The organism is Sulfitobacter sp. UBA1132, from assembly GCF_002311545.1.
Taxonomy (GTDB): Bacteria; Pseudomonadota; Alphaproteobacteria; order Rhodobacterales; family Rhodobacteraceae; genus Sulfitobacter; species Sulfitobacter pontiacus.
Genome location: NZ_DCAN01000004.1, coordinates 342,114 through 356,654 on the forward strand (window position 1 = coordinate 342,114; position 14,541 = coordinate 356,654).

8 protein-coding genes are annotated in these 14,541 nt (G+C 60.1%); 2 read left to right on the forward strand and 6 right to left on the reverse strand.

What is annotated here, in order from left to right:
- Positions 1–2,646, forward strand: a complete 2,646-nt coding sequence (locus B4F27_RS02590; protein ID WP_064217022.1) for an NEW3 domain-containing protein — start codon at positions 1–3, stop codon at positions 2,644–2,646.
- Positions 2,647–2,743: 97 nt separating this feature from the next.
- Complete coding sequence (locus B4F27_RS02595; protein ID WP_286758773.1) at positions 2,744–8,482, forward strand: hypothetical protein; 5,739 nt, start codon at positions 2,744–2,746, stop codon at positions 8,480–8,482.
- An 87-nt stretch (positions 8,483–8,569) separates the two neighbouring features.
- On the opposite strand, the gene pnp is transcribed toward B4F27_RS02595, so the two are convergent.
- The 6 genes from pnp to truB form a co-directional block, all read right to left on the reverse strand.
- Positions 8,570–10,705 (reverse strand): polyribonucleotide nucleotidyltransferase, encoded by a 2,136-nt coding sequence (gene pnp / locus B4F27_RS02600; RefSeq protein ID WP_009825473.1) that lies wholly within the window; start codon positions 10,703–10,705, stop codon positions 8,570–8,572.
- A gap of 215 nt (positions 10,706–10,920) precedes the next feature.
- Positions 10,921–11,394: a GNAT family N-acetyltransferase gene (locus B4F27_RS02605; protein ID WP_286758774.1), complete on the reverse strand. Its 474-nt coding sequence runs from the start codon at positions 11,392–11,394 to the stop codon at positions 10,921–10,923.
- A gap of 104 nt (positions 11,395–11,498) precedes the next feature.
- On the reverse strand, positions 11,499–11,768 hold the full coding sequence (gene rpsO / locus B4F27_RS02610; RefSeq protein WP_237277840.1) for a 30S ribosomal protein S15: 270 nt from the start codon (positions 11,766–11,768) through the stop codon (positions 11,499–11,501).
- Positions 11,769–11,962: 194 nt separating this feature from the next.
- Positions 11,963–12,907, reverse strand: coding sequence for a calcium-binding protein (locus tag B4F27_RS02615; RefSeq protein ID WP_286758814.1), 945 nt, complete (start codon positions 12,905–12,907; stop codon positions 11,963–11,965).
- A gap of 105 nt (positions 12,908–13,012) precedes the next feature.
- Positions 13,013–13,522, reverse strand: coding sequence for a DUF1643 domain-containing protein (locus tag B4F27_RS02620; protein ID WP_286758775.1), 510 nt, complete (start codon positions 13,520–13,522; stop codon positions 13,013–13,015).
- Complete coding sequence (gene truB / locus B4F27_RS02625; protein ID WP_286758776.1) at positions 13,519–14,436, reverse strand: tRNA pseudouridine(55) synthase TruB; 918 nt, start codon at positions 14,434–14,436, stop codon at positions 13,519–13,521. Before truB ends, B4F27_RS02620 begins: the two co-directional genes overlap by 4 nt.
- Between the last annotated feature and the right edge of the window lie 105 nt (positions 14,437–14,541).

Sequence of the window (14,541 nt, forward strand, 5' to 3'; positions counted from 1 at the left end):
ATGACTAACGTGAAACATCAATCTTTCTTCATGCGCTCTGCAAGCGCGATGGCGGTTACCGCCGCATTTGGCGCAGCCGCTTTGGCCGCCGCACCAGAAGCCGGGTCCGTGATCGGCAACCAAGCGGTTGCGACCTATACAAACCAAGCCGGCGATACCATCACGGTCACGTCGAACACGGTTGAAACGATCGTTCAGCAGGTTGCTGGCGTGACATTGACTTCGGACAACAACGAAACCATCGCACCCGGTGGTAAAGCCTTCCTGCCGCACATTGTTACCAACGAAGGGAACGGCGCAGACTTCTTCGCACTGACCGCAGTAGAGACAGACACAGGCACGCTCGATACCTCTGCCATCGTCTTCTATCCGGATGCGAACATGGATGGTGTCGCCGATAGCGCCACACCGCTGACCGAAACGCCAACATTGGCACCGGGCGAGCAGTTCGGCGTCGTCATCGAAGTCTCTGTCCCCTCGAACGCAACAGGGTCGGACAGCATCACAGTGACCGCAAGGTCTGATCTTGATGGCACAGAGACAGCCGTCAACACCGATACGCTAACCATCTCGAACGACGCCATTGTCGAACTGGTCAAGTCCATGGTCGCTGATGCAGCGTCCGGTGGTAACCCCAACATCGTCGATGCCGGCGATACCGTGAGCATCGAGCTGACATATTCCAGCACCGGTCTGGCTGCTGCGAACAACTATACCGTCGATGACATTCTGGACGGTCGCTTGGCCTATGTGCCCGGTTCGGCACGGTGGTCTGACGCCGCGGGTATTCTGGATGACGCCAACGGGTCTTCTTCGGTCGATGCGACCAATGGCTCGGGCGAGACAATCGCCTTTGATACCAACGGCCAGAGCGTCAACTTCAACATCTCGAGCGTCGGTTCCGGCCGCTCCGGTAGCGTGACGTTCCAAGCTGTGATCCTCGACACTGCTGATGCGGGTATCATTGAAAACGTCGCCACACAGGAAATCGACAACGTTGCCTTCCCACCCTCGAACACAGCTTCGATCATTGTGGATGACCAATTCGCGGTCTCCATCGCTGATACAGCCATCGACGGTGCTGGTGCAGCGGATCCAACGACGGCTTCGGCAACAGATGATGACGCGGCAAACAACGATGTCGTGACCGAAACTGGCGACGCGGCCCAGGGTGGCACAGTGAAGCATGAGTTCGTGCTGACCAACCGGTCGAACCAGACCGACAGCCTGACGCTTGATGTCAGCAATATCGACTACCCCGCGGGCACAACCTTCCGCTTTGTGGGTGCAGATGGTGTGACACCGATCATCGGTTCCGTCGGTCCGCTTGCAGCGGGTGACAGCGCCAAGGTCACCTTGATCGCAACACTGCCAACAGATGTGGCCCCGACGGCTGCTGCCAACTTCAACGCCACCGTATCCACCACCTCCGATGCCTCGGGTGTTTCCGATACATCGACAGCGACCTTCACCGGTGCGATCCTTGCCTCTGCCGTTGATCTTGAGAACGCAGTCGTAGGCTCCGAAGGCGATGGCCTTGACCCAACCAACGGCGGCGCGCCTTGGGTGAACTATGCCACCGACCCCGGTGCACCGGTCACCTACGACATGGTCGTTGAAAACAACGGTCCGGTATCCGACAGCTACAACCTCTCGCTGGCACAAGCGCTGCCCGCCGGTTGGACCGTCGAATTCCGCTCCGCTGACGGGTCCGCGATCAGCAACACCGGGACCATCCCTGCTGGTGCAAGCGATACCTTCACCGTTGTGGTAACCCCGCCGGCAGATCAGGCACCGGGTGACACATTGGTCGACATCGCGCTGGTGTCCTCTGTCTCGGGCCAAGGCGACCGGATCGTCAACGAAGTGACCGTGAACGAGATCTACAACGTAGAGATCATCGATGACCAGAACGCCCAGGCCTCGCCCGGTGGTATCGTCGACATGGTGCACACCATCACCAACACCGGTAACGTTGCGATCACCGAAGGTGCGATCAACGACACAGGGTTGAACAACTTCTCGGGCGCTTTGTTCTGGGATGCCAACGGCAACGGTGTGATCGACCCCTCCGAACTGGTGATCGACAACTTTGATGATCTGACGGACGGTGTATCGGCTGGTGTGAACGGGCTTGCCCCCGGTGAAAGCATCTCGGTCATCTACCGTGTGCAAACACCATCGACAGCGACAAGCGGTGTGACCGAAATCGGTACCATCAGCCTTGATCCCTCGCTGAACGGTGGCACAGCGACCGACGCGGATACTGCCGACAACGCAGTAGAAGACCGGATCGTGATCATCTCTGGCGACGTCACGCTGAGCAAGTACCAGTACATCGACGCCAACTGCGACGGCACCGTCGGGACCTTTACCAAGACCCGTCAGGACGTCTCTCCCGGTCAGTGCATCCGCTACAAAGTGGAAGCTGAAAACACCGGCTCCTCTCCCGCTGCAAACGTCATCATCTCTGATGCCGCCCCTGCCTACACATCGGTAACCGACTGTGGTGGCACATGCAGCGAGACGCTCTTCCCGGCAGGTAGCACCGCCACCGTCACCTCGAGCAACATCTCGAGCGACCACGGCACGGTCCTTCCGGGTGGGTTCGCCACGCTAGAATTCACCGTTCAGGTGGACGAGTAAACGAACCCCAGGTTTCCCCGGAGCACCCTTCCCCCCCTCGCTCCGGGGGAACCACACTTCCTCTCCTCTTAGAAAAGATAGAACAGGGATTGATCAAATGGACCGCACCTTTCACAAAACCGCCCTCCGCATGATGTCGTGTTTCTGGATCGTCGCGCTGGTGATCTCCCTCCTGCCGCACGGCGCCGCTGCCAAGCAGGTACCCGCAGGAACCTTCATCCGGAACGTCGCGCAGACCACCTACTTTAACGAAGCGCTGGGCATCATCGAGACTGTATACTCGAACGCCGTAGACGCCAAAGTAGCCGCAGTGCCTGCGCTGGATGTCAACGGATACTCCGAACTGATGCTGACCCGTGGCGCGATGGCGCAATACTACTTCGAGGTCGCCAACATCGGGAACGTCCCGCTGAACGCCGCCATGACCATGCAGCACCAAGAGGGTGCCGCCATGATGAACGACGCCCGCCTTGTCTATGACGCGAATGCCAATGGCCGCATCGACAATGGCGAAGCCACGATCAGCTCGGGCGCGCCGATGTTCATGGATGTGGGCGACAGCGCTCAGCTCATCTACGAATTCCGCACCTCCTTCTACGCCACGCCCGCCACGCTGATGCAGTCGGTGCTGTCGGTATCTGCCACAAGCACAACAGGCTTCGCGGCCCGTCGCATCCTGACGGGTGCCGCAGCTGGCAAGACCACCATCATGGGCAGTTCGCTTGAGCTGCAAAAGGAACAATCCGTCCGCGAGATGGAAGACGAAACACAGCTGACCTATACGCTGCGCCTGCGCAACGACTCGGATGGTGATGTGCTGGCCTATGGTGACGTACACGGTGCCCAGATCCGCATCGACGGGGCCGCCGCCACAGGTGTTCTGCTGCGCGACGAGGTGCCACTGAACGCCCGTTTCCACAGCATCACCGACCCAAGCGGCATGGTTGCGCTGTATCACGCGGCAGGCGATGCGCGTCATGATTACCAGACTGCGCGCCCTGCTGGCGAGGTCGACGCCGTGGCCTTCTTTCACGAGGGCGACTATGAAATCGGTTTTGCCCGCGATCCCGCGTTCACCGTGACGGTGCCCATGAACCTGGGCGACGTAGAGGTCGCTAACACCGCCCGCAGCTTCGTGAAAATGGAAGATCGCACAGTCGATGTAGACTCTAACACAACGGTTTACAGCCGCGATGCTGCTGGGACCGGTGCCCTGCACTTTGAACATCCCGAAACCGCAGCAGACCAGCCTCACGCCGTGCCAAACAGCGATACCCGCCTGCGTCTGACCGCCGGTGCGTGCAACGAAACGATGTCCGCAGATCGTGCGATCATCACGCTGCGCAGCTTCCTGACCGGCGATGTAGAGCGTGTGACGGCCACAGAAACAGACCCTAACAACGGTGTTTTCCTTACCGCTGCCGTTCCTATGGCGCGGATGGATGTGCCCGTATCCGGCGACAATGTGATCGCGACCACCGACGGTGACCGTCTGATCGCCACTGCCGATTGTGCCGGTGCCACGCTGCAAGACGAACTGCTGATCACCCCCGGTAACTTCCTGTTCAATGCGCTGACCAACGAGCCGATCGGTGATGTGGCCATCGCGCTGATGGACATGAACAGCGGTGCCGAAATGGCGCGCCGTATGACCGATGCCCGCGGGTTCTTCAGCTTCGGTGACATGCCTGCCGGTGAATACCAGTACGCCGTGATGAACGCCCCCGCATGGGACGTTCCTTCCGTGCGCGCCGACTTCCCCGGCTTTAACCGTCGTGTTGCGGGGGCCGGTTATATGGCAAGCTTCCGCCACGCCGGTGGGATGCTCGACATCTCGGACATTCCTGCGGACCCACACTATGGCGTGCCGCTGGCGCTGGACAAGCAGGCCGACAAGGACATGGTCGGCGCGGGCGAGTTCGTGGTCTACACCCTGAACTTCACCAATAACATGAACCAGGCGCTGATCGGTGCCGAGATCATGGATCGCCCCGCCTTTGGCAGCCAGCTGGTTGCAGGGTCGGTGACCTTCAACGGCGAGACAATGGAAGACCCTGCCGTCGATGCGTCGGGTGACATGACCTATGACCTGGGCATGCTGGCCCCCCTGTCGAGCCACGAGCTGACCTATGTCATGCAGTTCACCGCAGCCGCCCGCGAAGGCCGCAACGAGAACACCGCGGTTCTCACGGGTCGTCAGGCGGGCACCGGTACCGTGATGCAGTCCCAGACTGCCCGCGCGATGGTCAAGCTGAACAACAGCGGTGGCGTCTTCGCCCGCGAAGCCACTGTCATCGGGTCGGTCTTTATGGACTGTGACAAAGACGGTATCCGTGGCGACCACACTGAACCAGGCATCCCCGGCGTCCGTATCGTGACCCAAGAGGGTCTGTCGGTTGTGACCGATATGGATGGTAAATACTCCCTTTTCGGTCTGCGCCCCGTGACCCATGCGTTCCTTGTGCAGGACGAAACCCTGCCCGTTGGTACCGAAGTGACCGTAACCCGCACCAACGATCTGCTGCGTGGTGGGTCGCGCCTGATCCCGCTTCGCAAAGGGGAACTGCGCGCCGAGCACTTCGCCGTGCTGGACTGCACCCCCGAAGCGATGGCCGAGGTTGACCAGCGTCAGAAGTACTTTGCCGAGCAGCCGCAATCCAACGCGCTGACCGCTGCCGACCTGCCGATCGAAGGCCAGCGTGCGCCGGTACGTTCGGTGCGCAGCGAAGCCGGTGTGGCGACCACCACGCAGCTGACCTCGCGTCTGATGCAGCGTCTGGATGAAAACCGCGCGGCGAACTCCGTCTCTGAAAAAGCGTCTGGCAAGGCACAGCGCCAGTCGCTCGAGATGCTGATCAAAACGCTGGATGATGCACCCGGTTTCGTGGACCTGACCGACGGTCAGACACTGGATCGCCGCACCCAAAGCGTGCGCGTCAAGGGCAAGGGCGATCTGTCGCTGGGCCTGCTGGTGAACGGCCGCGAGCTGAGCAGCGACCGCGTAGGCGAGCGTACAAGCTTCGAGAAGAACAACACGCAGGCACTGGATTTTGTCGCGGTGAAACTGGACGCGGGGCAGAACACCCTGACGCTGGTCGGCCGTGACGGTTTCGGCATCGAACGTGTCCGCGAGGAAATCACCGTGGTTGCCCCCGGCAAGCCCGCCAAGTTCGAGGTGATCATGCCCGACACCGCGCCCGCATCGCCGACCGATGTGATCCCGGTTGTGGTGCGTGTGCTGGATGCCCGTGGCATGCCTGTACCTGCCTCCGGTACCGTGACCCTTAGCGCCAAGCTGGCCCTGTGGGACGTGGCCGACATCCGCGAAGGCACCCCCGGCGTGCAGGTCTATCTGGACAACGGCGAGGCCACCTTTGGGCTGATCCCGCCACAGGTTGCAGGCACAGACCGTATCACCATCAGCGGTGCCTTTGGCCGCGCCGAAGAAACCATCACTTTCACACCTGATCTGGACCAGCGCATCATGGTTGGCGTGATCGAAGGGGCCGTGGCCTTGGGCGGTGCGAAGGGTGAGCTGCTGGACGCGGATCGTTTCAGCTCTTTCGAAGACACAACCACCGGTCTGCGGGGTGAAGTGTACCTCAAGGGCGTGATCTCGGGTGATGCGCTGCTGACACTGCGCTATAGCTCGGACCGTGACACCGAAGACCGCCTGTTCCGTGACATCCGTGGCGACGAGTTCTACCCTGTGTATGGTGACAACTCCGAACGTGGCTTCGACGCGCAATCCTCCGAAAACCTGTACGTTAAGGTCGAGAAGGGTCGTTCGTACATCCTTTACGGTGACATCGCGATCGAACCCGAAGCCAGCGCGCTGAAGCTTGACGGCATGCGTCGTGTGGTGACCGGTGCCAAAGCCCATTGGGAAAACGACAAGGTCGGCGTGACCCTGTTCGGTGCCCGTACCGCCCAAGAGCAGCGCGTGCAGGAATTCCTCGGGCGTGGTGTGTCCGGCCCCTATGACCTGGATCTGGACGGCTATGTACAAGGGTCCGAGCGGGTTGAACTGTTGGTGCGCGACGAAGAGGGCGGGGATGTCATCTCGACCACGCCGCTGCGCCGCGGCAGCGACTACTTGCTGGACTTCTTTGGCAACTCGATCACTTTTGACGATGCGGTGCGCCAGTTCGACGGTCAGGGCAACCCTGTGTCGGTGCGCGTCACCTACGAAGTCGATGTGGAAGGGGCCGACCGCTACTGGCTCTATGGCGGTGAGGTGAACCTCGCGCTGACCGACCGCACCACCGTTGGCGCACGTATCGTGCATGCCGATGCCGACCGTGGCAACACCGCCCGCGAGCGTCTGCACTCTGCCTATATCCGTCACGAGGGGACGCAGGGTGGCGTGTGGGAAGCCGAGGCTGCGCGCTCCGAAGATGCGAATGGCGTATCGGATACCGCCTACCGTCTGTCCTACGACATCCGCAAGGTAACCGGTCACTTCAACTTCGAGATGGTTCACACCGGCGAGAAGTTTGCCTCGCGCGGCGGTCTGGCTCTGCCCGGCACCACCCGCGCGCGTCTGAACTACGGGTTTGAGATCGACGGGACCAGCGACTTTGTTCTTGGTGTGGACTATGTACGTGACCGCACCTCTGACATCGAGCGTCTGACCGTGGATGCCGTCTATGCCAAAGAGTTTAGCACGAACTTCAAAGGCTACATCGGGCTGGAGTATCGCCTGGACCACACCGCAACCTCGAAGAAGGCCCATCCCGGTCTGATCCTTGGCGGCCACTGGACCCCTGCGAACCGCCCCGGCACCGTCATCACCGCAGAGCTGCGTCACCCCTTTGGCGGCTCGGACCGTCCGACAGAGCTGACCCTGGGCATGTACCGAGAGCCCGTGCCCGGCTGGCGTGCCTATAGCGAGGTCGAAATGACCTTTGGCGACGACAGCATGGCCACACACTCCAAGCTGGGTTTCTCTTACGACCTGAATGACTGGCTGCGCGGGAGCACCGATTTCGTCAAAGGTCTGGGATCTTCGGACACCATGTTTACCCAAGCGATGATGGGCAAATGGGCCATGAACGGGAACACCAGCTTCAGCTTCGGGATTGAACATTCCCGCAGCATGGAAAGCGACGATCACCGTCTGACCAGCGTTGCCCTTGGCGCGAAGTGGGGGTCCAGCGCGGAAAGCTGGGTGGGCGATGCCGATGCGGACACCACCTTTGAAGACAGTGGCAACACCCATTACGCCAGCTTTGGCATCGCGGGTGAGGTCACACCTGACTTCACCGTGCTGGGCCGTACCCGTGTTGCACTGGACAAGCGCGACGGTCGTGACCACCGCCGGATCCGGTCGCGTGCTGGTATCGCCTACCGTCCGGTTCACGATCCACGCCTCGAAGTGCTGGCATGGTACGAGCACCGCATCGAGCAGCGCGAGACCAAGTCGGTGACCCATATGTGGTCCGTAGACGCGGCCTATGAAGTAGACGCCGACCTGCGCCTGAACGCGAAATACGCGGGCCAGTCGCAAAAGCTGACCACCCTTGGCGGGTTCTCTGCCCGCGCCACCACCCAACTGGTGCAGGCTGGCTTTAACTACGAGTTCGGCGACAACCGGTTCCAGATCGGCTTGAACGCCGCGCACCTGTGGGACGATCAAGGCAATGCCACCAACGGTATCGGCGCAGAGATTGGGTTTGCCCCCACCAAAGGTGCGCTGGTTGCATTGGGCTATAACCGCGCGATGAACAAATCGGCCCTGCGCAGCGACCTGTATCAGGAAGGTTTCTACCTGCGCTTCAAGCTGCTGCTGGATAACTCGCTCTGGGACCGTCTGGACAGCTTTATGGAAAGCTAAAGCCAAGCGGGACAAACCCGTCACGGCACAAAAAAAGCCCCGGCACATAGGCCGGGGCTTTCGTCATTTCAGAAGGGGTGGAGAAGCTTACGCTTCGCCGCCTTCTTCTTTCTTGATCTCTTCGCCGGTTTCCTGATCGACAACTTTCATCGACAGGCGCACCTTGCCGCGATCGTCAAAGCCAAGCAGCTTCACTTTCACTTCCTGACCTTCCTTCAGAACATCCGAAGGGTGGTTCAGGCGGCGGTTTTCGATCTGGGATACGTGTACCAGACCGTCGCGCTTGCCAAAGAAGTTCACGAAGGCACCGAAATCAACGATCTTGACGACGGTACCGGTGTAAACCGCACCTTCTTCAGGCTCGGCCACGATGGACCAGATCATGTCATAGGCTTTCTTGATCGAGTCGCCGTTTGGCGATGCGATCTTGATGATGCCTTCGTCGTTGATGTCGACTTTCGCGCCGGACACTTCAACGATCTCGCGGATCACCTTACCGCCGGACCCGATCACTTCACGGATCTTGTCGGTTGGGATCTGCATCGTTTCGATGCGTGGGGCGTGGACAGAGAATTCACCCGCGCCGGAGATGGCTTTGTTCATCTCGCCCAGAATGTGCACACGGCCCGCTTTGGCTTGTGCCAGAGCTTTCTCCATGATCTCGGGCGTGATGCCGGCGATCTTGATGTCCATCTGCAGCGACGTGATACCTGCTTCGGTACCGGCCACTTTAAAGTCCATGTCGCCCAGGTGGTCTTCGTCACCCAGAATGTCGGACAGGATCGCATAGGAGCCGTCTTCTTCCAGGATCAGACCCATGGCAACACCCGCGACGGGCGCTTTCAATGGAACGCCTGCGTCCATCATGGACAAAGAGCCACCGCAAACCGACGCCATCGAGCTGGAGCCGTTCGATTCAGTGATCTCGGACACAACGCGGATGGTGTAGGGGAAGTCGGTGGAGGCAGGCAGAACCGCTTGCAACGCACGCCAAGCCAACTTGCCGTGACCGATTTCGCGACGGCCGGGGCCACCGACACGGCCAACTTCACCAACCGAATAGGGCGGGAAGTTATAGTGCAGCATGAAGTTGGATTTGAAGTTGCCGTGCAGCGCATCGATGAACTGTTCGTCATCGCCGGTGCCCAAAGTGGTCACAACCAGACCCTGTGTTTCGCCACGTGTGAACAGCGACGACCCGTGTGTACGGGGCAGGATGCCGGTTTCGGCCACGATGTCGCGGATTTCGTCGGTCTTACGGCCGTCGATACGCTTACCGGTTTTAACCACGTCACCACGCAGGATAGACGCTTCGAGGCCTTTCAGAGCGGACCCGAGGTTCGCGTCTTCCAGTTGCTCTTCGGTCAGCGCGGCTTTGATTGTTTCGCGGGCAGCGGCAACAGCGGCGGTGCGCTCTTGCTTGTCGGCGATTGCAAAGGCGGCGCGCATAGCGTCTTCGCCAGCGGCTTTGACAGCAGCGGACAGGTCCGAATAGTCAACCGGCTGGAAGTCAAACGGCTCTTTCGCAGCGTCTTCGGCCAGATCGATGATCAGGTCGATAACAGGCTGGATCTGCTCGTGCGCGAATTTCACCGCACCCAGCATTTCTTCTTCCGACAGCTCATAAGCTTCGGATTCAACCATCATCACGGCTTCTTTGGTGCCGGCGACAACCAGATCAAGACGTTGATCAGGGTTCAGGCGCAGGTCCTGCATGTCGTCGACGGTCGGGTTCAGAACGTAATCGCCATCCTCGAAACCAACGCGGCAGGCACCGATCGGACCACGGAACGGCGCACCGGAAATGGTCAGCGCTGCGGAGGCAGCGATCATGGCGACCATGTCGGGGTCATTGACCAGATCGTGGCTGAGAACGGTACACATCACCAGAACTTCGTTTTTGAAGCCGGGAACGAACAGCGGGCGGATCGGACGGTCGATCAGACGGGCTGTCAGGGTTTCCTTCTCGGTGGGGCGGGCCTCACGCTTGAAGAAGCCACCCGGTACTTTACCGGCGGCGTAGTATTTCTCTTGGTAGTGGACGGTCAGCGGAAAGAAGTCCTGACCGGGTTTTTGCTGGCGTGCAAAGGTGACGTTCGCCATGACGCTGGTTTCGCCCAGTGTCGCAATCACCGAACCGTCTGCCTGACGGGCCACTTTGCCAGTTTCCAGTGTCAGCGTCTCTTCGCCCCACTGCATGGATTTTTTCGTTACATTAAACATCTACGTTTCCTGTTTCGGCCCGGATCGGGCCATTTGCGTAGAGGGCATATTCCCCCTGACTCCGGTATCTTCTTTGTCGGGCGCTGGAGTCCGGGCGCCGGCTTTCAGATTGTGCGGCCATACAGCAGTTTGCTTGCGATGGGAAGGGAAGCGTTGCCCTCTACACGCGGCCCTGCACGCCACAGATTGCAAGCCGCAGCAGAGCAGCAAGGGGGTTAGCCTGGCAAAGTCTTGAACATCTTGTAGTTTTGCAAGGTGATCCCGCCTTTGGTGACGATATTGGGGGCCTCGACGGTCCAGCCCATGCGCGTGAAAAACGGCTTTGCCTTTTCGCTGGCAAAGGTCCGAAGACGTCGCACGCCGAATATGCGGGCACGGTCTTCGATGGCAAAATAGACAGTGCGCCCCACGCCCGTGCCCATATGATCGGGGTGCACAAAGGCCAGATCGATCAGCCCCTCGCGGTCAAGGGTCATGAAGCCCGCCATACGGTTGTCTATCTCGGCCACGATACCCGAGACGGTATCAAACCGCCCTCGCCATGTGGCGGGTGCGGGGGCTTTTCCGGCCCAAGCAATGCGTTGTTCGGCTGAATACACATCCGCGGTGCCCTGATGCACCGCGGCAAAGAAAAGCAGCGCCGCTGCATCGGTATCTTGCGGGGTGAGGTCACGCAGGATGATTGGCATGGGCTCTCCTTGTGGCGCACATCACTAAAGCACAGGGGGAAACAAAAAAAACCGCCCCCTGTTGCCAGGGCGCGGTTTTCATCGTTGTGGTGGTGCAGCGCTGGTTAGCGGCGCAGGCCCAAACGTTTGATCAGGTCCTGATAACGCGCGTCATCTTTACCTTTGACATAGTCCAGAAGCTTCCGGCGTGTCGCAACCATTTTCAAAAGGCCACGGCGACCGTGGTTGTCTTTCTTGTGGGTTTTGAAGTGCTCGGTCAGCGTTGCGATGCGCGAGGACAGAATGGCAACCTGTACTTCGGGCGAACCGGTGTCGCCTTCTGTGGTGCCGAACTCTTTCATGACGCGTGCTTTTTCTTCTTGCGTAATCGACATCGGGGTCTCCTTTTCGAAAGGTTAAAGTGATGGCACAGGCCGGGATGTCGTCCAGCACAGGCCCATGGAGTATCACCCGCTGACAGGAATCATCGGGCGATGGGGGCGTATAGGAAAGTTTCGCCCCCTTGGCAAAGGATTAATGCGTCGCGGGGCGCGTGGGCTTCTTTGACCGTCAAGAGGGCACCCTCGGTTCAGCCGCGCGTTAGCCCCGCAGCGAGGGCCGAGCTGAGGGGGATAAGCGATAGGTCGCCCGGCATCAGCAACTGGTCCGACTGCACCATTGCCACAATCGCCCCGTCCATTGATATCAGATGGGAGTGCAGATCCTCCGGATCCGGTTCAACTGCCACCTTGGGCGCTGTCGCGGCTGCATCGCTATCGTCCCAGACCAGCAGCAGGCTGTCATCTTCTATGTCGAAACTGCGGATATCGACGATGCCATCGGGGCTGACCCAATCGCCAAGGATCACATCATCACGCCCTGCGCCCGGGGTCACCGTATCGTTTGATCCCGCAAGGATTAGATCATCGCCGCCACCGCCATTCAGGTAATCCCCCTCGTCGGTATCGGTGACGCGCGCATCCTGCCGGTCCGGATCGACGGTGCCGTCAATCGTATCGTTCCCCCATCCACCAAAGAGCGCGTCTTGCCCGCGCCCCCCAATCAGCAGGTCATCGCCCAAACCGCCCATCACGGCGTCATCCCCGCTATCCCCGAAAAGCGTATCACCCCCGGCAGAGCCGTTTAGCGTATCGTGGCCCGCACCGCCCTGCAGGATGTCATCGTCATTATGGCCGGTAAGCCCATCCGCATCCTCGGCCCCCGCCAATAGATCATCGCCATCATTGCCATGCAGGTCATCGTTCCCCGCGCCGCCCCTCAAGGTATCATCGCCGCTGTCCCCAAAAACGGAGTCATCGCCATTGCGCGCCTCCACAAGGTCATCACCGCCATAGCCCGCGATCTGATCGCTGCCGCCCGAGCCGATAATCAGGTCATCCCGGGGTGTGCCGGATATCACATCGCCGACCGGTGCATCTTCGTCGGTGGCAGACTCCTCCTCCTCGACCCCGATGTCGATAAAGGCGGCGGCCCCGACGGTGATCAACCCCATTAATCCGGCAAGAAATAGCATGTGCAAACCCGATCCTATTGCCCGCATCACGCGGGGATACAGATGAAACAGCCTCAAAACCCAAGGCCGCATCAGCACCATAGAATCAAGAAAGTTAAGCTTGCCCTAAAGGCCCCAGAAAATCGGTTCCTGAGCATAGCGGATATACAAAGGATGCTTGGGATGCCCGTCCTTGGACAGGCCCAAATGGTACACGGGCGTTTGGCTGCGCGACAGCAGTTCTTGCACCTGCGCACCCCGTCCAAGATGTGCGCCATGGGTGCCCCAAGCCGCGATCACCTGATCGGCCCACAAGATACCTTCGTTCAAAATCATATCGTTATCAGGGCCGACGGGGTCTTTGGCCTGACGCATCAGCTTGGGGCTGGTTTCGCGCCAGGCAAAGATATTGGTGACCTGAAACCCCCCGAAGCCCAAGGCGCGGGCACGGCGCTCGCACCGCTCGACCGTTGGGTCGTTTTCGATTTCCGTCGCTTTTGACGGATTTAGCATGACGAACAGCACCCGCTCCGCCTCGGGGTGCCAGACGCGGGTCAGACTGTAGCGGTAGTTTTCGCAGTCCGAATAGACAGCCGTCGACGGCGCATCGCCCTTGGTATGGCTGCGCGTGATCACGCAGAATCGGGCTGGTTGAACACACGCGACGGATGCAATTCGCCCGCCTTGAAACGCCCAACAGCAACGGCGCGGCCCTCAAACGACGCCCAGACCTCGTCGCCATATTCAACGTCATGGGCGATCACCATGCCGGGGTTGCCGTTGCGCAGACGAGTGGCCCCTTCCGGCGTGGCTTTCACCTCTGGCAGGTCCTGCAACCCTTGCTCTAACGGCAGCAAATGCGCGTCCAAAGCGTCTGTGCGCGCCATCTCTTCGATCTGCGCCAGCGTCAGCCCTTCAGAGGCCTCGAACGGGCCCGACCAGATGCGGCGCAATTCGCGCACATGGCCCAGACATCCCAAGGCTTGCCCCAGATCGCGCGCAATCGACCGGACATAGCCGCCCTTGCCGCACACCATCTCCAACGTCACGTGGTCGGCATCGGGGCGGTCCACCAGCAGTAGCTGTTCGACAAAAAGCGGGCGGGCTGCCAGCTCCATCGTTTCACCGTCGCGCGCCAGTTTGTAGGCGCGCTGGCCGTCGATCTTCACTGCGGAAAACTGCGGCGGCACCTGCTGGATGTCACCGATAAATTTGCCCAAAGCATCCTTGATCGCGTCGTCATCAGGCCGCAGCTCCGAGGTTGCAATGACCTCGCCCTCGGCATCATCGGTATTTGTCGCGATCCCAAGGCGGACCGTAAACTCATAGGCTTTCATCGCGTCCGTGATAAAGGGAACCGTCTTTGTCGCCTCGCCAAGCGCGATCGCCAGAACGCCGGTGGCCTCGGGGTCAAGGGTGCCCGCATGGCCCGCCTTATTCGCGTTCAGCGCCCAACGGACCTTGTTCACCACGGTCGTAGAGGTCGGGCCAGCGGGTTTGTCCACCACCAACCACCCCGAAATATCCCGTCCCTTGCGCCTGCGTCCCATATCAAATGCCCTTAACTGATTTGCCCGCCTCCTATCAAAGGTCCGGCAAGATTGCCCAGAGACTCTGGCTTCCAAATGGTGAAAAATCCTCGCCGAAGGCAAGAA

Bases quoted from the DNA above. Each gene is read 5' to 3' on its own strand.
- B4F27_RS02590 (WP_064217022.1), top strand. From the start codon at position 1: ATGACTAACGTGAAACATCAATCTTTCTTCATGCGCTCTGCAAGCGCG.
- B4F27_RS02595 (WP_286758773.1), top strand. From the start codon at position 2,744: ATGGACCGCACCTTTCACAAAACCGCCCTCCGCATGATGTCGTGTTTC.
- pnp (WP_009825473.1), bottom strand. From the start codon at position 10,705: ATGTTTAATGTAACGAAAAAATCCATGCAGTGGGGCGAAGAGACGCTG.
- B4F27_RS02605 (WP_286758774.1), bottom strand. From the start codon at position 11,394: ATGCCAATCATCCTGCGTGACCTCACCCCGCAAGATACCGATGCAGCG.
- rpsO (WP_237277840.1), bottom strand. From the start codon at position 11,768: ATGTCGATTACGCAAGAAGAAAAAGCACGCGTCATGAAAGAGTTCGGC.
- B4F27_RS02615 (WP_286758814.1), bottom strand. From the start codon at position 12,907: ATGCTATTTCTTGCCGGATTAATGGGGTTGATCACCGTCGGGGCCGCC.
- truB (WP_286758776.1), bottom strand. From the start codon at position 14,436: ATGGGACGCAGGCGCAAGGGACGGGATATTTCGGGGTGGTTGGTGGTG.